The organism is Streptomyces sp. P9-2B-2, from assembly GCF_030406865.1.
GTDB classification, from domain to species: Bacteria; Actinomycetota; Actinomycetes; order Streptomycetales; family Streptomycetaceae; genus Streptomyces; species Streptomyces platensis.
In genome coordinates, this window is sequence record NZ_CP129126.1 from 8205416 (window position 1) to 8227034 (window position 21619).

19 protein-coding genes and 3 pseudogenes are annotated in these 21619 nt (G+C 71.1%); 11 read left to right on the top strand and 11 right to left on the bottom strand.

Annotated features, from left to right (window positions below):
- Positions 1-15 precede the first annotated feature (15 nt).
- From QT196_RS36015 to QT196_RS36025, 3 genes are all read right to left on the bottom strand, one after another.
- Positions 16-1254 carry a beta-ketoacyl-[acyl-carrier-protein] synthase family protein gene (locus QT196_RS36015; RefSeq protein ID WP_168482810.1) on the bottom strand — a complete coding sequence of 413 codons (1239 nt, stop codon included), beginning with the start codon at positions 1252-1254 and terminating at the stop codon, positions 16-18.
- Entirely contained in the window at positions 1251-1484 is a 234-nt protein-coding gene (locus tag QT196_RS36020; RefSeq protein WP_042158118.1) for an acyl carrier protein, read from the bottom strand. Before QT196_RS36020 ends, QT196_RS36015 begins: the two co-directional genes overlap by 4 nt.
- 270 nt (positions 1485-1754) lie before the next feature.
- Positions 1755-2216 carry a MarR family transcriptional regulator gene (locus tag QT196_RS36025; RefSeq protein ID WP_266736631.1) on the bottom strand — a complete coding sequence of 154 codons (462 nt, stop codon included), beginning with the start codon at positions 2214-2216 and terminating at the stop codon, positions 1755-1757.
- Between the two features lie 127 nt (positions 2217-2343).
- On the opposite strand from QT196_RS36025, the gene QT196_RS36030 reads away from it, so the two are divergent.
- Entirely contained in the window at positions 2344-2754 is a 411-nt protein-coding gene (locus QT196_RS36030) for an organic hydroperoxide resistance protein (protein ID WP_168482812.1), read from the top strand.
- Between the two features lie 204 nt (positions 2755-2958).
- On the opposite strand, the gene QT196_RS36035 is transcribed toward QT196_RS36030, so the two are convergent.
- The gene (locus QT196_RS36035; protein ID WP_290356437.1) at positions 2959-4656 is read right to left on the bottom strand and encodes an amidohydrolase family protein; all 1698 of its coding nucleotides are present in this window, start codon (positions 4654-4656) and stop codon (positions 2959-2961) included.
- 83 nt (positions 4657-4739) lie between these two features.
- Positions 4740-6266: an APC family permease gene (locus QT196_RS36040; RefSeq protein ID WP_248001482.1), complete on the bottom strand. Its 1527-nt coding sequence runs from the start codon at positions 6264-6266 to the stop codon at positions 4740-4742.
- A 293-nt stretch (positions 6267-6559) separates the two neighbouring features.
- On the opposite strand from QT196_RS36040, the gene QT196_RS36045 reads away from it, so the two are divergent.
- Entirely contained in the window at positions 6560-7264 is a 705-nt protein-coding gene (locus QT196_RS36045; RefSeq protein ID WP_168482814.1) for a TetR/AcrR family transcriptional regulator, read from the top strand.
- A gap of 102 nt (positions 7265-7366) precedes the next feature.
- A complete protein-coding gene (locus QT196_RS36050) occupies positions 7367-8602 on the top strand; it encodes a PP2C family protein-serine/threonine phosphatase (RefSeq protein ID WP_290356438.1) in 1236 nt (411 codons plus the stop codon).
- A gap of 140 nt (positions 8603-8742) precedes the next feature.
- On the opposite strand, the gene QT196_RS36055 is transcribed toward QT196_RS36050, so the two are convergent.
- Positions 8743-10233 (bottom strand): SulP family inorganic anion transporter, encoded by a 1491-nt coding sequence (locus QT196_RS36055; protein WP_290356439.1) that lies wholly within the window; start codon positions 10231-10233, stop codon positions 8743-8745.
- Between the two features lie 430 nt (positions 10234-10663).
- On the opposite strand from QT196_RS36055, the pseudogene QT196_RS36060 reads away from it, so the two are divergent.
- A pseudogene (locus QT196_RS36060) lies at positions 10664-11073 on the top strand (MerR family transcriptional regulator).
- A gap of 210 nt (positions 11074-11283) precedes the next feature.
- Positions 11284-11454: pseudogene (locus QT196_RS36065) on the top strand (phosphotransferase); the annotation flags it as partial.
- 240 nt (positions 11455-11694) lie between these two features.
- On the opposite strand, the gene QT196_RS36070 reads toward QT196_RS36065, so the two are convergent.
- The gene (locus QT196_RS36070; RefSeq protein ID WP_290356441.1) at positions 11695-12252 is read right to left on the bottom strand and encodes a hypothetical protein; all 558 of its coding nucleotides are present in this window, start codon (positions 12250-12252) and stop codon (positions 11695-11697) included.
- 338 nt (positions 12253-12590) lie between these two features.
- Between QT196_RS36070 and QT196_RS36075 the strand changes: the two genes are divergently transcribed.
- From QT196_RS36075 to QT196_RS36085, 3 genes are all read left to right on the top strand, one after another.
- Positions 12591-12842 carry a DUF6400 family protein gene (locus QT196_RS36075; RefSeq protein ID WP_168482817.1) on the top strand — a complete coding sequence of 84 codons (252 nt, stop codon included), beginning with the start codon at positions 12591-12593 and terminating at the stop codon, positions 12840-12842.
- A 2-nt stretch (positions 12843-12844) separates the two neighbouring features.
- Positions 12845-13075: a hypothetical protein gene (locus QT196_RS36080; protein ID WP_085922202.1), complete on the top strand. Its 231-nt coding sequence runs from the start codon at positions 12845-12847 to the stop codon at positions 13073-13075.
- A 187-nt stretch (positions 13076-13262) separates the two neighbouring features.
- Complete coding sequence (locus QT196_RS36085; protein ID WP_290356442.1) at positions 13263-14141, top strand: hypothetical protein; 879 nt, start codon at positions 13263-13265, stop codon at positions 14139-14141.
- Positions 14142-14176: 35 nt separating this feature from the next.
- Here the strand turns inward: QT196_RS36085 and QT196_RS36090 are convergent, their stop codons facing one another.
- Positions 14177-15052: a hypothetical protein gene (locus QT196_RS36090; protein ID WP_290356443.1), complete on the bottom strand. Its 876-nt coding sequence runs from the start codon at positions 15050-15052 to the stop codon at positions 14177-14179.
- Between the two features lie 238 nt (positions 15053-15290).
- On the opposite strand from QT196_RS36090, the gene QT196_RS36095 reads away from it, so the two are divergent.
- Complete coding sequence (locus QT196_RS36095; protein ID WP_248001484.1) at positions 15291-16151, top strand: hypothetical protein; 861 nt, start codon at positions 15291-15293, stop codon at positions 16149-16151.
- 804 nt (positions 16152-16955) lie between these two features.
- On the opposite strand, the gene QT196_RS36100 is transcribed toward QT196_RS36095, so the two are convergent.
- Both QT196_RS36100 and QT196_RS36105 read right to left on the bottom strand, forming a co-directional pair.
- Positions 16956-17828 (bottom strand): undecaprenyl-diphosphate phosphatase, encoded by an 873-nt coding sequence (locus QT196_RS36100; RefSeq protein WP_168482820.1) that lies wholly within the window; start codon positions 17826-17828, stop codon positions 16956-16958.
- A 195-nt stretch (positions 17829-18023) separates the two neighbouring features.
- Complete coding sequence (locus QT196_RS36105) at positions 18024-18725, bottom strand: VTT domain-containing protein (protein ID WP_168482821.1); 702 nt, start codon at positions 18723-18725, stop codon at positions 18024-18026.
- Positions 18726-18904: 179 nt separating this feature from the next.
- Between QT196_RS36105 and QT196_RS36110 the strand changes: the two genes are divergently transcribed.
- On the top strand, positions 18905-19093 hold the full coding sequence (locus QT196_RS36110; RefSeq protein WP_168482822.1) for a hypothetical protein: 189 nt from the start codon (positions 18905-18907) through the stop codon (positions 19091-19093).
- Positions 19094-19202: 109 nt separating this feature from the next.
- Positions 19203-20375, top strand: coding sequence for an elongation factor Tu (tuf, locus tag QT196_RS36115; protein ID WP_168482823.1), 1173 nt, complete (start codon positions 19203-19205; stop codon positions 20373-20375).
- 177 nt (positions 20376-20552) lie between these two features.
- On the opposite strand, the pseudogene QT196_RS36120 reads toward tuf, so the two are convergent.
- Positions 20553-21578, bottom strand: a pseudogene (locus tag QT196_RS36120) (IS110 family transposase); the annotation flags it as partial.
- Positions 21579-21619 lie beyond the last annotated feature (41 nt).

The following is a 21619-nucleotide window of genomic DNA, read 5'->3' on the forward strand; positions in this document are numbered from 1 at the left end:
GGTGGCGGACAGGCCCTAGCGGGTCAGTACGAGCGCGGCATTGTGCCCGCCGAAGCCGAGCGACGTCTTGACCGCGCAGTCGAACGCCGCCTGCCGGGCCTCCGTGCGGACGATGTCGATCGGGATCCGCGGATCCGGCACATCGAGGTTGGCGGTCGGCGGCACCAGTTGCTGTTCCAGGGCGAGCACGGTGAGCGCGGTCTCGATCCCGCCGGCGGCGCCCAGCGCGTGCCCGGTCATCCCCTTGGTCGAGGTGACCAGCGGGTGATCACCGAGGACCCGCCGCAGCACGGTGGCCTCGACGCGGTCGTTGACGATCGTCGAGGTGCCGTGCGCGTTGACATGGCCGACGTCCCGGCCCTGCACCTGCGCGTCCGCCAGCGCGCTGCGCAGCGCCCGCTCGATGCCGTTGCCCTCGGGGTCCGGGGCGACCGCCGCATAGGCATCGCTCGACGCGCCGTAGCCGCGGATATGGGCACGGACGGGGGCCCGGCGGGCGCTTGCGTGCTCGGGCCGTTCCAGGACGAGGAGCCCGGCGCCCTCGCCGACCACGAAACCGTCCCGGCCCACGTCGAAGGGGCGGCAGGCCGTGGCCGGGTCGTCCCGGCGGGTGGAGACCGCCTTCATCTGGCAGGCGCTGGCGATCAGCAGCCGGGACAGCACCGACTCGGCGCCGCCCGCGATGGCGATATCGCAGACCCCGGCGCGCAGCAGCTGGTGTGCGGTGCCCACGGCGACCGTGCCGGAGGAGCAGGCCGTCGCCACGCCCAAGCTGGGGCCCTGGGCGCCGAGGTCCATGCAGACGCTGCTCGCGGCACTGTTGACGACGGTCAGCGGGGCGAGCTTGGGGGAGACCCGGCGGGCGCCGCGCCCGGCCATCGCGACATGCTGCTGGTCGTAGAACGGCAGCCCGCCGTGCGCGGAGCCGATGACCACCGCGACCCGGGCGCTGTCCCAGGACTCCGGGTCCAGCCCGGCGTCGGCGACGGCCTCCCGGGCCGCGATCACCGCGAGCTGCGAGAAGCGGTCCATCAGCCGCTGGGTGGCCACGCCGAGCAGCTCGGTCGTGTCCAGATCCGCGATGGTGTACATGAAGTCGCAGGGCAGATCGGCGAGTTCTTCCTGGTGGCTCACGCCGCTCGGCACCGTTTCCTGGGTGACGGTGTGCCAGGTGGCCTTCGCCCCCACGCCCGCCGCGGTCACCAGTCCCAGTCCTGTCACGGCCGCGGAGAACGGCTCCTGGCGGGCCGTCATGCCGGAACGTTGCCGTCGACGGCCGTCACCAGCTGGCCCACGGTGTTCCGGGGGGTCAGTGACACCTCGTCGAGGTCGATGTCCAGCCGCTCCTCGATGAGGACGCGCAGCTCCTCCAGGGCCAGGGAGTCCAGTCGCAGGCTGCGCAGCGGAGTCTCGTCGGTGATGTCGGCGGGGGAAACCCCGAATCGTTGGACCAGCAAGGTGTTGACAACTTCTGCCGCGTTCACGTGGCGCTCCTCCGCTTGTCGTAGGCGATGCTGCCAACCGCGTCGTGGGCGGGATATCACCGGCGGCTCCGGCTGGTTTGACCACCCTTTATACGCCTTTGTCCCGATGACTCCCCAACCTTGGTAGCTCAATGGGGTGATGAGCGACCGGGGTGGACAACGTGTCCGCACCTCGCCTTGCGGACACCGCGGAAAGCACCTACGTACGTAACGCCGCGGACCGCCGGGAGGTACGGGGCGAAGGGCGGCGGACTCGCGAACCGCCCGGGGTCAGGCCTCGTCGAGGGCGCTCGTCACCCGGCCCAACAGGCCCTGGAGCGTGCGCAGTTCCTCGATCGTGAGGCCGGTCGCGGTCAGCATCCTGCGGGGGACCGGCAGGGCCTGTTCGCGCAGCTCGTCGCCGGCCGGGGTGAGGTGGATGGTGACCGAGCGCTCGTCCTCGGTGCTCCGTTCGCGGCGGACCAGGCCGGCCGACTCCAGGCGTTTGAGCAGCGGGGAGAGGGTCCCGGAGTCCAGCCGGAGCTGTTCGCCGATGGTTTTGACCGGCTGGGAGCCGTGCTCCCACAGGACCAGCATGACCAGGTACTGGGGGTAGGTCAGGCCCAGGTCCTTGAGGGCGTCCCGGTAGATGCCGCCGAAGGCGCGCGAGGCGGCGTGCAGGGAGAAGCAGACCTGGTGGTCGAGGCGGAGCAGTTCGGCGTCGGGTACCGGGGGCCTGGTCGCAGGGGTCATGGACCCAGGTTAGCTCGCCAAGGTATTTAGTTGTGCGCAACTTAGTTGCGCGCAATTTAGATGTGTGCGACTGTGAGGGACATCGGGCGGCCGGGGAACGGCCGCCGGCTATCGAAGGGGAACCGTGATGGACGCGCTGTACACCGCTGTCGCCACCGCCAATGGCCGTGAGGGCCGGGCCGTCAGCTCCGACGGCCGGATCGACCTGGCCCTGGCCATGCCTCCCGAGCTCGGCGGCAACGGCGCCGGCAGCAACCCTGAGCAGCTCTTCGCCGCCGGATACGCGGCCTGCTTCGCCAGCGCGATGAGCAATGTCGGCCGGCAGATGAAGATCGACACCAAGGATGTCTCGGTCACCGCCGAGGTCTCCATCGGCAAGGACGACACCGGCTTCGGCCTGGGCGTCGTGATGCGGGTGGAGCTGCCGGAGACCCTCGCGGGCGAGACCGGCCGGCAGCTGGTCGAGGCCACGCACCAGTTCTGCCCGTACTCCAAGGCCACCCGCGGCAACATCGAGGTCGAGCTGGTCATCGAGTAGCGGCGGGCCGCCCCGGCGGGCCGGGGGAGCGGGTGGCCGTGCCGGGGTGGCTGACCGCACTGGAGGCACGGGCACGGGTGGGGCGTGGCTGACGGGCCCGGTGGTGCGGCGCCCTGGCCCGCCCCCATGCCCAGGGAAGGGGACGGGCCCGTCGGACGCGGTCCTGCCGCACGCGCCGACGGGCCAGCCCGTTATGCGTCGCCCTCAGGCGTCATCGGCCGCGTACACCCGCTCTCCCCCGACGAAGGTCTGCAGCACCCGGGTCGCGGCGATCTCCTCGTCGGCGCCGTCGAACGGGTCGCGGTCGAGCACCACCAGGTCGGCGATCTTCCCGGGCTGGATGGTGCCGGTGTCGTCGAGGTGGTTGGCGTAGGCGCTGCCGGCCGTGTACGCGGCGAGCGCCGCACCCAGGTCGATGCGCTGCTCGGGCAGGAAGACCGGCGCCGACGGCGGGTCCTCCGGCGCACGGCGGTTGACCGCGACATGCAGCGCGGCGATCGGGTCGGGGGAGCTGACCGGCCAGTCGCTGCCCGCCGCCAGGGTGGCGCCCGAACGCAGCAGATCACCGAACGGGTACTGCCAGGCGGCGCGCTCGGACCCCAGGAACGGGATGGTCAGCTCGTCCATCTGCGGCTCGTGGGCCGCCCACAGTGCCTGGATGTTCGCGGTCGCCCCGAGCCGGCGGAAGCGCGGAATGTCCTCGGGGTGCACGACCTGGAGGTGGGCCAGATGCGGCCGGGTGTCGCGCAGCCCGTTCGTCCGCCGGGCCGCCTCGACGGCGTCCAGCGCCTCGCGTACGGCCCGGTCGCCCAGGGCGTGGAAGTGCACCTGGAAGCCCTCCGCGTCCAGCTGGGTGACGTAGCTCCGCAGCGCCTCTGGGTCGATGAAGGAGATGCCGCTGTTGTCGGAGGCGCAGCCGCATGCGGTGAGGTAGGGGGTGAGCATGGCGGCCGTGTGGTTCTCGGCGATGCCGTCCTGCATGATCTTGACACTGGTCGCCCGCAGCCGCCCCGCCGTCAACTCCGCACGCCGCGCGATGAGTTCGGGGATCTGCTCCGCTCCGCGGGCCCGGTCCCACCACAGCGCCCCGGTCACCCGCGCGGTGAGCTTCCCGTCGCGCCGGGCGGCCACATAGGCGGGGGCGGCGTCGGGCATCCCCGGGGCGTAGCCCAGCATCGCGTCCTGCCATGCGGTGACGCCGTACGCGTGGAGGAGGCGCTGCGCCCGGAGCAGTCCCTCGGTCTGCTCGGCGACCGTCGGTTCCGGGATCAGGTCGGCCACCAGCTGCATGGCGCCTTCCTGGAGCATGCCGGTCGGCCGGCCGTCGGCGTCCCGTTCGATCCGCCCGTCGGCCGGGTCCGGCGTACGGTCGGTGAGCCCGGCCCGCTCCAGGGCGCAGGAGTTGGCCCAGCCGCCGTGGTGGTCGCGGTTGACCAGGAACACCGGACGGTCGGGGACCAGCGCGTCCAGGAACTCGCGGGTCGGGGTGCCGCCGGGGAACGCCTCCATGGACCAGCCGCCGCCGGTGATCCAGGCAACCTCCGGATGCGCCGCCGCGTACGCGCTGATCAGTTCCCGGTACGCGTCGGCCGTGACCGCCGCGCTCAGATCGCACAGCGCCAACTCCCGCCCGCCGCCGACCGGATGGACATGCGCGTCCTGGAACCCGGGGATCAGCAGCTTGCCGTGCAGATCGACGATCTCCGTGGCGGGCCCGATCAGCGGGCGGACCTCCTCCTCGTGCCCGACGGCGAGGATGCGGTCGCCGCGCACCGCCACCGCGCTCGCCCGCGTGCGCGCGGAGTCGACGGTGTGCACGGGACCGGAGAGGAAGACGAGGTCCGCGGGGCCGCCGGCGGCGGAGTCGGGGGTGCGGGCGTCCGGGGTGGTGCTGAGGTCCATGGGGTGGCTGCTCCAGTGGTGTGGGGAGTGGGGTGGATACAGGGGCTCGGTGGGATGGGGTGAAGGGGTCGGCTCGGGCGTGGTCAGCCCTTCACGGGGCTCGGGAGCGGGCCGCCGTCCCCGTCCATCGGGAGGGTGATCGCATCGGCGTCCGTGCCCTGGCCGGTGCGGAAGTACGGGGCGCGCCGTACCCACTTGGCCCAGGCGGCGGTCGCCAGGCCGGCCAGGATGAACAGGACGGGGAGCAGCAGCATGAACCAGCCGTTGTCCGGGCTCAGTTCGAAGTGGTCGCTCATGGTGGCGTAGTCCCAGACGAGGTACAGGCCGAGCCCGAACAGCGTCAGCGCGCTCACCGCCGGAACGACCACGTCCCGGAGCGCGCGCACGACTCCGGCGCGCAGGCTGTCCCGGAAGCGCACTGCACAGGCGAGCGCGGTGAGTCCGTAGTAGAGGGCCACGGTCAGCCCGATCGAGTTGACGGCCGTGAGGATCATGTCGTTGAGCTTGGGGATGCCGACCGCGAGCACGGCGAGCAGCGCGGCGATCGCCATGATCAGCAGGGTGCCCACGGCGGGGGAGCCGTAGCGCGGGTGCAGGCGCTGCCACACCGGGCCCAGCGTCCGGTCGCGGGCCATGGCCAGCGCACCGCGGGCGGTGGGGATGACGCTCGACTGGAGCGAGGCGAAGGCGGAGCACATCAGGGCGGCCAGGGGCAGCGAGGCCCAGGGTTCCGGTGCCAGGGCGCCGCCGAGGAAGGTGAGCGCCTGCGGTCCGTTGTGCAGCAGTTCCCCGGTGCTCATCACCCGCTGGAAAGCGAGCGCGCCGACGAGGAACAGACCCATCATCACCACCAGCGCGATCAGTCCGCCGCGGGCCGCGTCGGAGGAGTTGCGGGTCTCCTCGTTGACGCTGAACGCGGCGTCCCAGCCCCAGTAGAAGAACACCGCCAGCACCATCCCCTGGGCCACGGCCTGCAGCGAGCCGATCTCGAAGGGGTTGAGCCAGGACAGCGAGAACGGCTGGTCGCCGATGACCAGCGCATAGCCGCAGAAGATCAGCAGGACCGCGTACTCGAAGATCAGCAGCCCCATCTGGAGCCGGGTCGCGGCCCGCACGCCCGTGATGGCGGTGAGGGTGACGACGACCAGGGCGAGCAGGCCCACGGCGGTGCTGACACCGGTCGAGGCCGGGTCCAGCCGGAGCCCCCACACGCTGTACAGGCCCAGCTTGTTGAGGAACTGGAGCACGACGGAGCCGGTCACCGCCCCCGTGTACGCCATGAAGATCACGTTGCCGACCAGCACCACCCAGCCGGTCAGGAATCCGGGCCAGGGGCCGATGGTCCGGCCCACCCAGGTGTAGCCGCTGCCGCAGTTCGGCTCGCTGCGGTTGAGCCGGGCGTACGAGAGCGCGATACCGAGGATGGGCACGAAGGCCAGCAGCAACAGGGCGGGCGTCTGCCGGCCGGCGTACGCGGCCAGGGCGCCCATACCGATGCCGATGCTGGTGGTCGCGGCGGTGCTCGACGCGGCGATCGCCACCCCGTCCTTGACGCCCAGTGAGCGTCGCATGCTCGGTGGGCCGGGGTCCTGCTGCACTGCGGAAGGCATGGCACTCACTCCTTGGGCGGGCGGGCCGGGCCAGTCTCGGCCGGACCTGGGGGAACGGGGAGGTGCGGGCGGGGTGTGGCGGAGCAGGGCGGCACGGGCCGGGCCCGGGATCGGGGCCTGGCCGCGTCGTACGGAAGGGGGTGGTGCGGGATGTGGCACCGCGGTGGTCCGTGTATGTCCGCCGATGAAACAGGCCGTTGATTCTTGTGTCAACGGTGTTGACGTAACCTGGTGATTAACTGGCTCCGAGAACGGCCCGGGGGCCGGGGCGAAGCGAAGCGGAGGGGTACGGCGTGGCGGAGAGCGAGCGCGTCCCGGTGAAGCGCAAGCGGCGCCGGCCGACCAGCTCAGGCGTGGTCCTGTCGGCCGACCTCATCATCGACGCGGCATGTGAACTCATCGACGCCCAGGGGGCGCAGGCCTTCACCGTGCGCAAACTCGGCGCGGCGCTGGGCGCAGACCCCTCCGCCATCTACCGCTACTTCCGCAACACCGAGGATCTGCTGCTGGCGCTGGCCGACCGGCTCATCGGCGAGTCCATGGCCGACTTCGTCCCCGGCGGCGACTGGGCCGCCGATCTGCGCGACCTCACACTGCGGGCGTACCGTTCCGCGCTGCGGCACCCGCAGATCGCGGTGTTCAGCACCGTGCGGGTCACCGGCCGGCCCCATGAGCAGCGCGCCGTCGACACGGGCATCGGCCTGCTGCTCCAGGCCGGCTTCGACGACGCCACCGCCGTCCGGCACTACCACACCCTCGTGGACACCGCCCTCGGTCATGCGGCCGTGGACGCCGGCGTCCTGCGGCTGGCCCCCGCCCAGCGCGCGGCGGACGAACAGGCCTGGCAGGCCGAGTACGGCAACCTGCCCGCGGACGAGTACCCCAGCCTGCACCGCGTACGGGAGCAGCTGCTGCTCATGGGGGGCTCGGCCGTCGAGCCCACGCTCGATCTGCTCATCGCGGCCATACGGCAGGAGGCGGCGGAGCGGTCGCGGTAACGGGATGAGCCGGGCATTCCGCCCGCCCCGGTGCCACCATGAAGCATGCCCTTTGCATGGCCGAGGCAGCTCCGGGGACGACGGGAGCTGAGTCGTGTCCTGGTGCTGATCCCGGTCGGGATCATCGTGGCGGTCTGCACCATCGACGTCCTCGCGCCGCCCGACATCCATCTGGGGCCCCTGCTCGTCGCGGCTCCCGCGATCACCGCGGCCTTCGCCGGTCCCCGTCTCACGGCGGCGATCGGTGTACTGGCGGTGGCCGCCCAGGTCTTCATCGGCATCGCGCGCCATGTGCTCTTCACCGAGAACCTGGAGGCCCAGATCGCCTCGCTGGTGGTGGTCTCCGCACTGGTCGTGCTCTTCACCGTCGTCCGCGACCGCAACGAGCGCCGCCTCACTCGGAGCCGCTCGGTGGCCGGAGTCGCCCAGCAGGTCCTGCTCCGCCCGCTCCCCGCGCGCAGCGGCCTCCTGGAGATCGCCTCCCTGTATTTGGCGGCCGAGGAGGAAGCCGAGATGGGCGGCGATCTGTTCGCCGCCGCCCGCACCACCACCAGCACCCGGCTGATCATCGGCGACGTCCGGGGCAAGGGCCTGCCCGCCTACAGCCACGCCGCCCTCCTCCTCGGCGCCTTCCGCGCGGCCGCCCACCGCGAGGCCACCCTCCCCAGACTGGCCATCCACCTCGACGGCGCGGTCCGCTGGGACAGCAGTCAGTGGCATTACGTGCCGGGGGGTGGGGGTGGAGGGGACGCGGGGGCGGAGGTGGGGGCCGAGTCTGTGGCGGACGTGGTGGTTGACCGTGCGCCGGACGTGGCGGCCGACTCCGGGCCGGGCGCCGCTTCCGTCCCCGCCGCTACGGATGCCGCCCCCGATCCCGCCCCCGTCACCGACTCCGACCCCGATGAGACCTTCGCGACCGTGATCCTGCTGGACATCCCCGACCGCAGGCACGTCGTGCACACCATCACCTGCGGCCACCCGCCCCCGCTGCTGCTGGCCGACGGGCGGGTGCGCACCCTGGCGGCGGAGTGGCCCGCACTGCCGATCGGGCTCGGCGACCTGCCCGGCGCCCCCGATTACGAGGTCGAGACCTTCCCCTTCGAGCCCGGAGAACTGCTGCTTCTCTACACGGACGGGGTGAGCGAGGCCCGCGACGACAAGGGCACGTTCTACCCACTGGCCGAGCGCGCCGGCGCCTGGAGCGCCCTCAGTCCGCAGCAGGTGCTACGGCAGCTGCGCACGGACCTGCTGGCACATACGAACGGCCGCCTGGGCGACGACGCCGCCGCGGTCGCCGTACGACGCCTGCCGGGCCGGCCGCCGGGCCATGGAGGCTAAGGCGCCCGCTAGTGCGCTGACCGGCCACATGTGGCGGCGATGGACCGCGCACGGACCACCGCCGCGCAGCCGAGCCCCCTGAAGGGCAGAGGTCCCCCGGGCGCCAAGCCGGAGGCTCTCTGCGCGACATGCGGCAATCGTCAGTGACCGGCTGCCAGTTCGCCGCTGAGCTTGTCGTGCAGGTGAGCGCTCGGGTCGTCCAGGCCGGTGATCTCGACGGTCTTGCCCCGCTGGGCGTACTTCGTCTCGATCGCGTCGAGGGCGGCGACGGAGGAGGCGTCCCAGACATGGGCGGCGGAGAGGTCGATGATGACCTTGTCGGGGTCGCCCGCGTAGTCGAACCGGCCCACGAGGTCATTGGAGGAGGCGAAGAACAGCTCGCCGGTGACCCGGTAGACGACCGCAGTGCCGTCCGGGTCGATCACTGCCGTGACTTCGGCGAGGTGGGCGACGCGCTTGGCGAAGATGACCATGGCGGTGAGGGAGCCGACGACGACGCCGATGGCGAGGTTGTGGGTGGCGACCACGCAGGCGACAGTGATCACCATGACGGCGATCTCCCCGGCAGGCATCCGCTTGAGGGTCTTGGGGGCGATGGAGTGCCAGTCGAAGGTCGCGAACGACACCATGACCATCACGGCGACCAGGGCGGCCATGGGGATGTCGGAGACGACCGAGCCGAAGACGATGCACAGCACCATCAAGAACGCACCGGCCAGGAAGGTCGACAGCCGGGTGCGGGCTCCGGAGACCTTCACGTTGATCATCGTCTGGCCGATCATGGCGCAGCCACCCATGCCCCCGAAGAAGCCGGTAACGATATTGGCGATGCCCTGACCGACGGACTCGCGGGTCTTGTTGGAATGAGTGTCGGTGATGTCGTCGACCAGCTTGGCAGTCATCAGCGACTCCATCAGACCGACCAGCGCCATGGCGAAGGCGTACGGGGCGATGGTCGTCAGGGTATCCAGGGTGAACGGCACGTCGGGCAGGCCCGGTACGGGCAGCGAGGACGGCAGAGCCCCCTTGTCGCCGACCGTCGGAACGGCGATGGCCGCGCCGACGGTGATGACGGTGAGGATGATGATGGTGACGAGCGGGGCCGGGATCACGGTGGTGATCTTCGGGAAGAAGACCATCAGCGCCAACCCGCCGATGATCAGCGGGTAGACGGCCCAGGGCACATTCCGCATCTCGGGGACCTGCGCCATGAAGATCAGGATGGCGAGGGAGTTGACGAAGCCGACCATCACCGACCGGGGGATGAACCGCATCAGCTTGGCCACACCCAACGCGCCCAGAATCACCTGGAAGACGCCGGCCAGGATGACCGCGGCGACCAGGTAGCCGAAGCCGTGCTCCCGGTTGAGCGGGGCGATGACCAAGGCGACGGCGCCGGTGGCCGCGGAGATCATCGCGCGGCGGCCGCCGACGATCGAAATGACCACGGCCATCGTGAACGAGGCGAACAGGCCGATCGCGGGATCCACCCCGGCGATGATCGAGAACGAGATCGCCTCGGGGATCAGTGCGAGTCCGACAACGAGGCCGGCCAGGATCTCGGTGCGCCAGACCTTGGGGTCGGACAGCCAGTCGGGTTTCCGGCCGCGCAGGCGCGCGACCGGAGACACGGTGGAAGCGGCGGAAGACAAGGGCGTAGGAACCTGTCGTGCTCGGGCACATTCCCCTGCGGCAGGCCGGGACGTGCGGGAGGACGCGGAGGGGCCGGGTCGGCACCCCGCGGGGCGGCCCCGTGAGCAGGAGCCGGGAGTTCGGAACGGGACGGAACCGGCGCTCGTAGGCGCCCAGGCTCACGTCCGGGGGCGAAGCCTCACGGCGGGCAGGCGGCAGCGCTGGGCACCGTGGGCTCGCGCACGCTTCTCTCCTGCAAGCATCAGGATCTTCACCGGGAGCGCCATCGGCCCCAACACGGCAACGGCGGACGTCAACGACGCTACCGCCGCCGGCAACTCTACCCTGACGTTAGGTAGAGATCAGCGGGGCTGTTCCGGGGCTGTGCAGGGGCACGGTCAGGACGAGAAGGACCAGAGGATCACGGGCATGGACGGCAAGCACATGCAGATCGGCGAGGCCGCCGCACGGACCGAACTGCCCCTGCGCACCCTCCGCACTACGAGGAGACCGGCCTCGTGGTTCCTTCCGCCCGCTCGCAGGGCGGCTTCCGGCTCTACACCGAAACCGACGTCGCCCGCCTCATGGTCATCCGCCGCATGAAGCCCCTCGGCTTCACCCTGCACCAAATGCGCGACCTCCTGGATGCCACCGACCAACTCGACACGGACGACACCCTCAGCACCAACGAGCGCGAAGCTCTGCTACACCGCGTCCGCACCTACCAACAGGCCGCTGCCGAACAGGTCGAAAAACTCCACACCCAGCTCTCCCACGCCGAAGCCTCCGAAGCCACCCTCCGCAGCCGCCTGCCCTCGCCGGCCCCCTGCCATCGATAGCCCCCTCCAGCAGCCTCTGACGGCCCGGCCGTACCAGCAGCCGCACGCCTCCATCTCCGGGTTCGAGCCGCCCACCCACGGTGATCGGGGTGTCTCCGCAAGCGGACACGCGGGTTCGCTGCCTCATGCCAAGTGAGCCGAGAAAACCGGTCGACATGCCAGGGCGCGACGCAATGTGATGGCTCCGACTGCCCGCCGCCCAGAGTGGGCCTGGAGCTGCACGATCCGGCCGGTTCGGACGATGTGATCTACCGGCTGGGGGAGGAGCTGACCGTTCGACTGCCCCGCCACGCCGGGGCTATCGGGCAGGCCAGGAAGGAGTCTGACTGGCTGCCCCGGCTCGCCCCGCGCCTGCCCCTGGCCATCCCGGTACCGGTGGGGGACGACGCAACGCCGGCCGAGACCAACAGCGTCATCGCCCTCCGATAGCGCACCGAACTGGTGCTGTCCCGCGCACGATCTGCTGCTGAAGCCTCCGCCCCTCCTGATCGGTCAGTCCGCGGACCTTGACGGGTTCTGCCACCGTGCTGCACTGCCGAGCCGGATGTGCCCTCACACCCAAGCGTCCGCTTGGCCCCTGACTGCGAGCCCGTAACCCGGTGAACCATCTCGGTCAGAGCACTAGCGTCGCTCGGCGGCCACGCAGCCACCACAGTTGTAGTACGTCACGTCCCAGTGGTTGCCCTCCTTGTAGTAGACGTTCCCGCCGGCGGAGCGCCACTTGGAGCCGCCGAGGGAGGTGAAGGTACCGGTGATGTAGTTGGTCAGGCACGAGGAGAGGCTGAAGTCGACCTTGTAGCCGTTCCAGTGGCTGTAGGTGCCGCTCGCATGGCCGGTCTCGGTGCCGCCGGTCAGGTTGATCGCACAGCCGGTCGCGCCCTTGAGCGTGATCACCCCGTCCACGGTGGCCGCGTAGATCTGGTCGAACGAGGTGCAGGTCGCGTTGTTCCGGTCCGAGCAGCCACCGCTGGAGGACCAGCTGATACCGGCTGCCCGGAACTTCGCGGTGGCCTGGGCATGGGTGAGCTTGGCGAACAGCCCGGGGCCGGTCCGCGGGGCCGCGCTGGCGGTTCCGGGGGAGCCGGGAGTGGCGGCGTACGAGGTGCCGGCGGCGGCCACCAGCGCAGCCGCCGCGAGCATGACAATGCTGAGCCCGCTCGCCGCCGTACGTCGGGGCATGGATACCTCCTGGGAAAGGGGCGGAGGCCCGAGCGTGGCCCGGTCGGCGGGGCGCGTCAACAGGGCCGGACTCCCCGACACCCCGGTCGGCAGCCGATGAGGGACGGATGAATTTCATCACGCCATGAATTCCCAAACATATCGGTCATACCGCAAGGAATGTTCCGCCCGCGAGTCCGAATCACCCCCCTCCATCCCGCTTCGCCCCGTCACGCTCCGCCACCACCCATCCCCTCTGTGGTCCCCCTGCTCCTGCCCGCCCCCTCTGACGCTTCCTCAGTGTCGCTCCACTTGATAGACACGTCCGAATCATCCGCAAGTGGCATGGGACGCGCACCATGAACGACCGCAACACCTCGGAACCCCGGATACCGGACCTCCGGACCTTCGAGATCGACCTCACCGCGCACGAAACGCGGCGGCGGACCGAGGTCCTCGCGGCGCTGGGCGACACCTGGGACCCGATCGCGGTGATGGAGGGCGAGGCGAACGCGTACCGGCTTCTCTACTCCGGCCTGGACGCGGAGCAGCAGGCCACCTACGACGCGCTGGTCGCCGCCGGGGTGCTGCCGGCCTCCGGTCAGGGCTGAGCATGCTGCCGCTCGACCCCACCGCCGACATCGGTCGCCGGGCCTGGGTCCCCTGCCCCGGCTGCCAGGACCACCGGGACTGCGGAACCTGCCTCGACGGCCGCACCTGCGCCGACCACTGGCGCTACCTCCTGTCGAACAAGGGCAGCGTGCTGCACCTCCAGTGCCCCAACTGCACCCACCTGTGGGCCTGGCAGTCGGGCTTCGGAGCCGGCGGCCGCACGGGCGGCTGACGGCGACGGTTGGCGGCTGCGGCCGACGGCGCAACGGTCGGCCGACGGCGGAGGCCCCGCCCGCCTCTCTGCCGCTCCGCCTCTCGATGGCTCTAGATGCAGGTCGGGTGCGCCGACGGGGTCGGCGCGAGCGCTCTTCGCCTTCCGTGCGCTGCGGTCGGCGTCGGGCGGCGGTAGCGTGCGCTGCATGGAGCTGCAAGCACGATCGCTTTGGCTGTTGACCGAGCCGCTGCACGCCGTGTGCTACTTCGACGAGCGATGCCGTGACCTGGGCAAAGACCTCGGCCTCAAGGGCTTCTGGATGGGGTACTTCGCCGCGCGCACCGCGCCGTTGGGGGCAGTGGAACCCGCGGCGGTCACGGCCCTCCTCGGGGGCTTCGCCCCGGGGATGGTCGCCCGTGCGCTGCCCGCGGCCTGGAGTGTCGTCAGCCCGGCGCATGTCCTCGAAGAACGCGGCAGCCGTGCGGCGCACGCCCTGCGCGGGATCGACCCCGAACTGGACCACGCGGCGGCCGAGCTGCTGCCTCCACTCCAGGCGGTCGTCGACGAGGCGCCGGCCACCGCACGGCCGCTCTTCGCCGCCAACCGCGCCCTGTGCGACCACGCCGACCCCGTCGAGCGCTTGTGGCAACTGGCGACCACCGTCCGGGAGTTCAGGGGCGACGCCCACCACGCCGTGCTCGCCGACGAGGGCCTGGACGGGTGCGAGGCCCTGGTCCTGGCCGCCGCGTCCGGACGCGTCCCCAAGGACACCATGCGGGAGGATCGCGGCTGGACCGAGGAGGAGTGGGCCGCCGCGACGGACCGGCTGCGCTCCCGTGACCTCGTGGACGCACATGGCGACGCGACCGACCATGGCCGCCGGGAGCGCGAGCGCATCGAGGAGGCCACCGACCGGCTGGCCGGCCGACTGCTGCGCGCACTCCCCGAGGCGGAGACGGAGGGGCTACTGCACGGCCTGGAACCCGTGGTCCGCCGCATCCTGGCCGCTGATGTCCTCCCCTTCCCCAACCCGATCGGCCTGCCCCACCTCGACGAGCCCGTACGCCGCTACACCGATGCCTAGGGTGTGTCCGCAAAGTCCCGTCCGACTCGCGACGCCTAGCCCAGCCGCCGGCTCGCCCCCTTGAGCTTCGCTTCCGGATCCACCGTGTCGGACGCGGGTGGCGCCTGGACCGTGACCGGCTTGTTGACGTCGAGGAACCGTATGGATATGTCCAACGGCCCCTGGGTCGCCCGCGCCCGCTGACGGAACTTCACCGTGCGGTCGCCGGGGCCGACCCAGAGGTCGAGCTTCAGCTCGCTCACCCCGAGCTCTTGGTACTGCTCGATGACCTTCGTGCGACGCTCGGCGCCCGACGAACGCTTGCCGGTTGGCTTCTTCGCCGCCTTCGCCGCCTTCGCCACATCGACCACCCCGGCGTAATGCGTCGTCCGCGCCCCGTCGACGGTCTCCTCGCCGACCTTCCTGACGTCATCGGACCCGGGCAGCAACGACGCCTGCGCCGCCGGGTCCTGGTCGGCCTGCCGCTGCATGCCCCCGAAGCCGCCGGCCCCCTGGTCCGTCATGGCGAGCTTGAGCCAGTGCTTGCCGCCCAGCACGACAGCCGCCTGCTCGCCCCCGCCGACATACACCGCGTCCCGCACGAGCCGCACCGAGAACTCGCCCTCCTGCAAGCCCCCGGACGCCGTCATCCGCATCTCGACGACGCGCGGGCGGAGGCTGAACGATGCCTTGCCCTTGACGGCCCCCTGCCCGGGGACCTTGCCGGAGACTCGATACGACAGGGAGTTGAGCCCCGCGCCCTTGGTGGCGGCCCGCTGCACCGCGGCGACCGTGGTGGCGTCGGGACGCGCCGACGCGCCGGAGCGGTCCCCGGCCGCGCCGCCGGCCGTGCACGCCGCCGTGCCGCCCAGCACGGCGCCGGTGAGCAGCGCCCCGACGACGCGGAATGCGGTGCGGGAGCGATAAGTCATGGTCCCCCCATGAACACATGGAAATGCGAAGATGCGACTGATCGAGACAGTAGCTCACGGCACTGACAATCCGCGTTGCGTATTTTCGCGGGCCTCTGGCCAGGGCATATGACCCCAGACGGGGTATGGGGGCCATCCGCGGTCGCGCACCCGGGACGATTTTCATCTGGTGGTTCGATGGGTGCTTTGGGGTGCTTTGCTGAACCAGATCGGGACACCTGCGCCCAAGAGGCGTTGAATGAGTATGGATCCTAGAGAGTTGTGGGACCGCAACGCCGTGCTGGCAGAAGCGTTTTGCCTGGGGGACGAGCGGGTGCGTGAGGCGCAGGCCAGGCTTGACGAGGCCCAGGCCGACCGGTCGCGGGTTCTGGCGGCATTCGCGGTGACGGTGGGGAGCACCGGCGCGGTGGCCGGGCTGTTCGGTTTGAACGAGCGGGAAGTGCGCATCGCCCGGCGCACGGTGGGCAAGGAGGACGCCCGCGCCGTCGCCGACGAATTGCTGGCGGCCGCCACGCCCGCCACACCCCCGCGGGAGCACGAGGAGGCCATCCCGGCGCCGGAGCCCGCGGTCGATTATTCCCACCAGAACCCGCCCGCCGGAGCGCGCCCGGCCGGCACCACCCGCGAGGCCACCGGTGGCGTGGGGGCCGCGGAGCAGACCTGGTCCCCGGCGATGGACGCGGTGCTCATCGGCAGTTGGCAGACCGGGGTGGATCTGCGGGAACTCGCCGCTGAATTCGGGCTCGACCTCACCCGCTTGGTCACCCGGGCCCAACAGCTCTCCGCCCAGGGGCGGTTCTATCCCGGCCCGGTCGAAACCCACGCGGGACGCCACCGGCGCGGCCCCGGCGATGTTCACGAGTCCGAATACTCCATCCCCGCCCAGCAGACCGCCGCCTGGAACGCCGCCCCCTCGGCGCACCCCATGGCGTCCGCATGGCACACCGGCACGATGCCGTCCACGGACTCCGTCCCGGACATGGCCTCCCTGGCCTCCGAATGGGACAACGCGCTCGCCCCGTGGGGCACCCTCGCGCCCTCACACGAGGAGGCCGCACCGGCCCATCAGCCCTGGGCTCAGTACCACCTCAGTTCCTGATACCGGCCAGGTTCTTGACGGAACCCGATGCCATGGCGATACGTACGTACCTGCCTCGTAGGCAGTCCCCGGTCCGGCCCGGGGCGACGCGTCCCCGCCCGGTTCCCCTGGTGCGGAGCCGTGGCAAGGATGCCAAGAGAGCAGGCCACAGACCTGGTGGGCACGGCGCGCGGGCAGGCGTGCCGGATGCCCAAGGGGGAGGGCGGGAGGGGAAGGTGGCGCCCGTGGTCGGCGTCACACGAGGCGCCGGGCGAGGGCGATCGCGGTGGATCGCGCCGGTTCATGGTGCGCAAGCAGCGCTACGACCCGGCTTCCGGCGTCCGGCGAGGGAATCGGGGCGGCCGGTTTGTCGAACCGGGAGGGTACGGCCCCGGACTTGCAAGGTGTTTGCCGACTGCGCGGCGGTGCTCTACTCCGTCAGCAGAGGCGAGTAAGGCCGGCCCTCCGGCGTGAAGATGAGGACGAAGTCCTTACCGGCCCCGACGGCCACTTCCCGCAGGTTGCCGGCAGGGCTCCGCCGCCGGAGGTGGCGGAGCTGCGGGTGCCGGAATGCACGCCGGGGGGGGAGCCTTGACTGTGGATTGGAGCCTGCTGCATCGGCGGGCGGGTCTATCACCGACCCCTGGCCGTCATCCCACCTCCCTGGCGGGTGGTTCGGGGTCGGCCATTTCTCGCGAGGGCGAGAGGTGGGAGACGAGTGGGAGATGATCATGGCAAGCATCTGCAAAGGGATGCGAGATTCTGCGAGAACCTCCCAGGAATGACCATTCGGGAAGGCGGCGGAAACTGCCTCCCACCAACTCTTTAGCCCGCCGTCTCCCCCGCGTGCGGTGACAGTGTGCCCGCTGCGACCAGGGCAAAGAGGGCTATGCCCAGGAGGATGCGGTAGATGACGAAAGGCATGAAGGACTTGTTGGAGATGAACTTCATGAACCAGGCGATCACCGCGTAGCCGACGACGAAGGCGATGATCGTGGCGAACACGGTGGGGCCCCAGGAGACATGGCCCTGGCCGGCGTCCTTGAGTTCGTAGACGCCGGAGGCCAGTACGGCGGGGATGGCGAGAAGGAAGGAATAACGGGCCGCGGATTCGCGGGTGTAGCCCATCAGCAGGCCGCCGCTGATCGTGGCGCCGGAGCGGGAGACGCCGGGGACGAGCGCCATGGCCTGGCAGACGCCGTACAGGAGGCCGTCCTTGATGCTGAGGTCGGTGAGGGTCTTGCGCTGCTTGATGGCGCGGTGCCGGCCGCCGGTCTCGTCGCGGGCGGCCAGCCGGTCGGCGATGCCGAGGACCACACCCATGACGATGAGGGTGGTGGCGATCAGCCGCAGATCGCGGAACGGGCCCTCGATGGCGTCCTTGAGCGTGATGCCCAGCACACCGATCGGGATGGAGCCGACGATCACCAGCCAGCCCATCTGGGCATCGTGATCGTGCCGCAGCTCCCGGTTGAAGAGGGAGCGGGACCAGGTCGAGAGGATCCGCCCGATGTCCTTGCGGAAGTAGATGATGACGGCCGCCTCGGTGCCGATCTGCGTGATGGCGGTGAACGCCGCACCGGGGTCCTGCCAGCCGGCGAACGCCGCGGTCAAACGGAGATGCGCGCTGGAGGAGATGGGCAGAAACTCGGTCAACCCTTGGACAAGTCCGAGGACGAAAGATTCAAACCAAGACATGGAAACTACGCTATCCAAGGGTGATCAAGCGCTGACCTGCGCGAGACGGGAGAAAGCGGACAGTGGCGGCGGATGCGGATCACCGCCGACCCGGGCAGCGTAACGTCCGAAGATGTCCGGCCGGCCAAAGGGTCCTGGACTGCGGTGCCCGCCCCGCGGCGGCCGGGGTGAATTCCGTCGGCTGTGCTGCCGCGTTCAGTGCCCGCGCAGCGCCTTCCGTTTGCGCCACGCCACCGCCAGCGCGGCCAGACCGCTGACGGCGATGAAGCCCAGGGCCAGGAGGAAGACCGGAGAGGTGGGCGTCGCGGCGCGCGCTCCGGCGACGGCGTACGCCGCGGTGTTCGGGATGCTGCCGAGCGCCGTCGCCAGCAGGAAGGGGAACCAGCGCATCCGGGAGACCGAGGCGCAGTAGTTGGTGGCGCAGAACGGCAGGCCGGGGAAGAGCCGGAGGGCCAGCATCGAGCGGAAGCCGTGCTCGCTCAACTGCCGGTCGGCGGCCGTCAGCCAGCGGGCGCGCAGCAGCGGACGCAGGGCGTCCTGGCCGAGGAGCCGGCCGAGCCCGAAGGCCAGCCCGGCGCCCAGCACCGTCCCGGCGAGGGCGGCGGCCAGGCCGGCCTGGCCGCCGAAGAGGGCGCCCGCCGCGAGGTTGAGGACCGGGCGCGGTACGAAGGCGGTGGTGCACCCGCCGTATGCCAGCGCGAAGAGCAGGAGGGCGGTCGGGCCGGACAGCCGGTCGGGCCAGCCACCCGTGAGGAGGTGCTGCGGCTGCCAGAGCAGCATCGCGGCCGCGGCGCAGGCCAGCAGGGCCAGCAGCAGCCCCAGCCGGGCCCAGGGGGAGAACAGCACACGCGTGCAGCGCGCGGCGAGGCCGTCGGGCGTTGCGGCGGGCGGGAACATTCCGGGAGCGTAACCGACGGCGGCGCTCAGGAGCCGTCGCCGGGCCCGTACGTCCGCCCCGTGAGCCGAGCGCGTCGCCTACCCCCCATGAGCCGAGCGCATCGCCGTACCTGCCGTACTGGCCCCGACCCCGGATAATTCGTTAGACGCCGGATCGGCCGCCCGGCACCATATGACGCATGTTCCGGCACGCCTTCCTCGCGCTCCCGTCCGCAGTCGCGGACGCGCCGAAGGCTGCCGTCGACCTTCTCGCGGCCCTCGCCGCAGCGGACTTCGCACCCGCGGGTGCCGTCTCGGTGGCAGTGGCCACCGCCGTCGCAGCAGCCGGCGTCCCGGCCGTCGCAGCGACCGACGGCGCACGAAGCTGACCCTCTCCGGATCGTCCGGCGGACCCCGCAGGGGGAGGGTCGGCGGGTCTCAGGGGTCCCCACGGCGCCAAGTCGCCGTTCTCACCGCACTGTTGCGAGGAAGAACACCATGCCCAAGACGGCATACGTGCGCACCAAGCCGCACCTGAACATCGGCACCATGGGCCACGTCGACCACGGCAAGACGACCCTGACGGCGGCCATCACCAAGGTCCTCAGCGACCGGGGGAGCGGGACGTTCGTGCCGTTCGACCGGATCGACCGGGCCCCGGAGGAGGCCGCCCGCGGCATCACCATCAACATCTCGCACGTCGAGTACGAGACCGGCACCCGGCACTACGCCCATGTCGACATGCCCGGCCACGCCGACTTCATCAAGAACATGGTGACCGGTGCGGCGCAGCTCGACGGCGCGATCCTGGTCGTCTCCGCGCTCGACGGGATCATGCCGCAGACCTCCGAGCATGTGCTGCTCGCCAGGCAAGTCGGCGTCCAGCACATCGTCGTGGCCCTCAACAAGGCCGACGCCGGTGACCCGGAGCTCACCGACCTGGTGGAGCTGGAGGTGCGCGAACTGCTGAGCGCGCAGGGCTACGACGGGGAGCATGTGCCCGTCGTCCGGGTCTCGGGGCTGCGTGCCCTGGAGGGCGACCCGCGCTGGACGCAGGCGATCGAGGCGCTGTTGGACGCCGTGGACACCTATGTCCCGATGCCCGAGCGGTATGTCGACGCGCCGTTCCTGCTGCCGGTGGAGAACGTGCTGACCATTACGGGGCGCGGCACGGTCGTCACCGGAGCCGTCGAGCGCGGCACGGTGCGGATCGGCGACCGGGTCGCGGTGCTCGGCGCGGAGGCCGAGACGACGGTCACCGGGCTGGAGACGTTCGGCAAGCCCATGGAGTCCGCCGAGGCGGGCGACAATGTCGCGCTGCTGCTGCGCGGTCTGCACCGTGACCAGGTGCGCCGCGGGCATGTGGTGGCCGCGCCCGGCAGCGTCACACCGCGGCGCCGTTTCACCGCCGAGGTGTATGTGCTCTCCACCGAGGAGGGCGGCCGCCGTACGCCGCTCTCCACCGGCTACCGGCCGCAGTTCTACATCCGTACCGCGGACGTGGTCGGCGACCTCGACCTCGGCGAGCGCGGCATCGCCCGCCCCGGCGAGACGGTGACGGTGTCGGTCGAACTGGGCCGTGAGGTGCCGCTGGAGCGGGGGCTGGGCTTCGCCATCCGCGAGGGCGGCCGGACCGTCGGCGCGGGGACGGTACGTACCGTCGAGGAGTGAGAAACCGCAGGTCATCAGGCTGCGCCCGGCGCCTTCCCGGTGCCGGGCGCAGCCGTCCGCTGTCCCGGGGACAGGCGGGGTGCGAAACTGCTCGCCACGGATGACGAGGGTGCTACGGCCGCGCCGTACGGGCGCGGCCGGCCGGCCCGACGGCGCGAGGGAGTCTCAATGACGAAGTCAAGCCGCTTGCGTGACCGGCAGGGCGGGGGTGAAGACCCGGTTGTCGCGCAGGAGTGCCCACAGAACGCTGGCGCGTCGGCGGGCCAGGGCGATGACGGCCTGGACGTGTTTGCAGCCCTCGCCGCGCTTCTTGAGGTAGAAGTCCCGGTTCGGGCCCTCGCGGATGATGCTGGTCTGCGCGGACATGTAGAACACTCGTCGCAGGCGGCGGCTGTAGCGCTTGGGGCGGTGCAGGTTGCCGGTGCGGCGTCCGGAGTCGCGTGGGACGGGCACGAGCCCGGCCGCGGAGGCCAGGTGGCCGGCGTCGGCGTAGGCCGACAGGTCGCCGGCGGCGACGAACTCGGCTCCGAGTATCGGCCCCATGCCGGGCAGGGACTCGATGATCTCCGCCTGCGGGTGGCTGCGGAATGTCTCGCGGATCTGCTTGTCGATGCGCTTGAGCCGGTCGTCCAGGGCCAGGATCTGTGCCGCGAGGTCGGCGACGATCTGGGCGGCGACGTCCTCGCCGGGCAGCGCGGTCTGCTGGGCCTGGGCCGCCTCCAAGGCAGTCGCGGCGACGGTGTCCGCGTTGCGGACGCCGCGGTTGGCGAGCCAGGCCGTCAGGCGGGCCCGGCCACGGCGGCGGATCACGGCCGGAGTCTGGTAGCCCGTCAACAGGACCAGCGCGCCCTTCTGCGAGCTGTAGTCGAAGGCCCGTTCCAGCGCGGGAAAGATCCCGGTGAGCACGTCGCGCAGCCGGTTGATCATCCTCGTGCGGTCGGCCACCAGGTCGGAGCGGTGGGCGGTCAGCAGCGCGAGGTCAGCAGCCAGCTGCGCGGGCACGTCGATCGCGGCGAAGTCGCTGCGGTGCCTAGCCGTCTCGGCGATCACATAGGCGTCCCGGGCATCGGTCTTCGCCTCGCCCCGGTAGGCGCCCGACATGCGGTTGACGGTGCGGCCGGGCACATAGACGGCCCGCTGACCGTGAGCTGCGAGCATGGCCAGCAGCAATGCGGAGGAAGTACCGGAGATGTCCACAGCCCAGTCCGGCCCTCCCGGGCCGCCTAACAACTTACGGAGACCCC

What these genes read in the sequence shown, in the direction of transcription:
- QT196_RS36100 (WP_168482820.1), bottom strand. Translation starts at nt 17,828, where the DNA reads ATGTCTTGGTTTGAATCTTTCGTCCTCGGACTTGTCCAAGGGTTGACC.
- QT196_RS36035 (WP_290356437.1), bottom strand. Translation starts at nt 4,656, where the DNA reads ATGGACCTCAGCACCACCCCGGACGCCCGCACCCCCGACTCCGCCGCC.
- QT196_RS36025 (WP_266736631.1), bottom strand. Translation starts at nt 2,216, where the DNA reads ATGACCCCTGCGACCAGGCCCCCGGTACCCGACGCCGAACTGCTCCGC.
- QT196_RS36040 (WP_248001482.1), bottom strand. Translation starts at nt 6,266, where the DNA reads ATGCCTTCCGCAGTGCAGCAGGACCCCGGCCCACCGAGCATGCGACGC.
- QT196_RS36075 (WP_168482817.1), top strand. Translation starts at nt 12,591, where the DNA reads ATGAACGACCGCAACACCTCGGAACCCCGGATACCGGACCTCCGGACC.
- QT196_RS36085 (WP_290356442.1), top strand. Translation starts at nt 13,263, where the DNA reads ATGGAGCTGCAAGCACGATCGCTTTGGCTGTTGACCGAGCCGCTGCAC.
- QT196_RS36070 (WP_290356441.1), bottom strand. Translation starts at nt 12,252, where the DNA reads ATGCCCCGACGTACGGCGGCGAGCGGGCTCAGCATTGTCATGCTCGCG.
- QT196_RS36110 (WP_168482822.1), top strand. Translation starts at nt 18,905, where the DNA reads ATGTTCCGGCACGCCTTCCTCGCGCTCCCGTCCGCAGTCGCGGACGCG.
- tuf (WP_168482823.1), top strand. Translation starts at nt 19,203, where the DNA reads ATGCCCAAGACGGCATACGTGCGCACCAAGCCGCACCTGAACATCGGC.
- QT196_RS36090 (WP_290356443.1), bottom strand. Translation starts at nt 15,052, where the DNA reads ATGACTTATCGCTCCCGCACCGCATTCCGCGTCGTCGGGGCGCTGCTC.
- QT196_RS36095 (WP_248001484.1), top strand. Translation starts at nt 15,291, where the DNA reads ATGAGTATGGATCCTAGAGAGTTGTGGGACCGCAACGCCGTGCTGGCA.
- QT196_RS36030 (WP_168482812.1), top strand. Translation starts at nt 2,344, where the DNA reads ATGGACGCGCTGTACACCGCTGTCGCCACCGCCAATGGCCGTGAGGGC.
- QT196_RS36105 (WP_168482821.1), bottom strand. Translation starts at nt 18,725, where the DNA reads ATGTTCCCGCCCGCCGCAACGCCCGACGGCCTCGCCGCGCGCTGCACG.
- QT196_RS36015 (WP_168482810.1), bottom strand. Translation starts at nt 1,254, where the DNA reads ATGACGGCCCGCCAGGAGCCGTTCTCCGCGGCCGTGACAGGACTGGGA.
- QT196_RS36080 (WP_085922202.1), top strand. Translation starts at nt 12,845, where the DNA reads ATGCTGCCGCTCGACCCCACCGCCGACATCGGTCGCCGGGCCTGGGTC.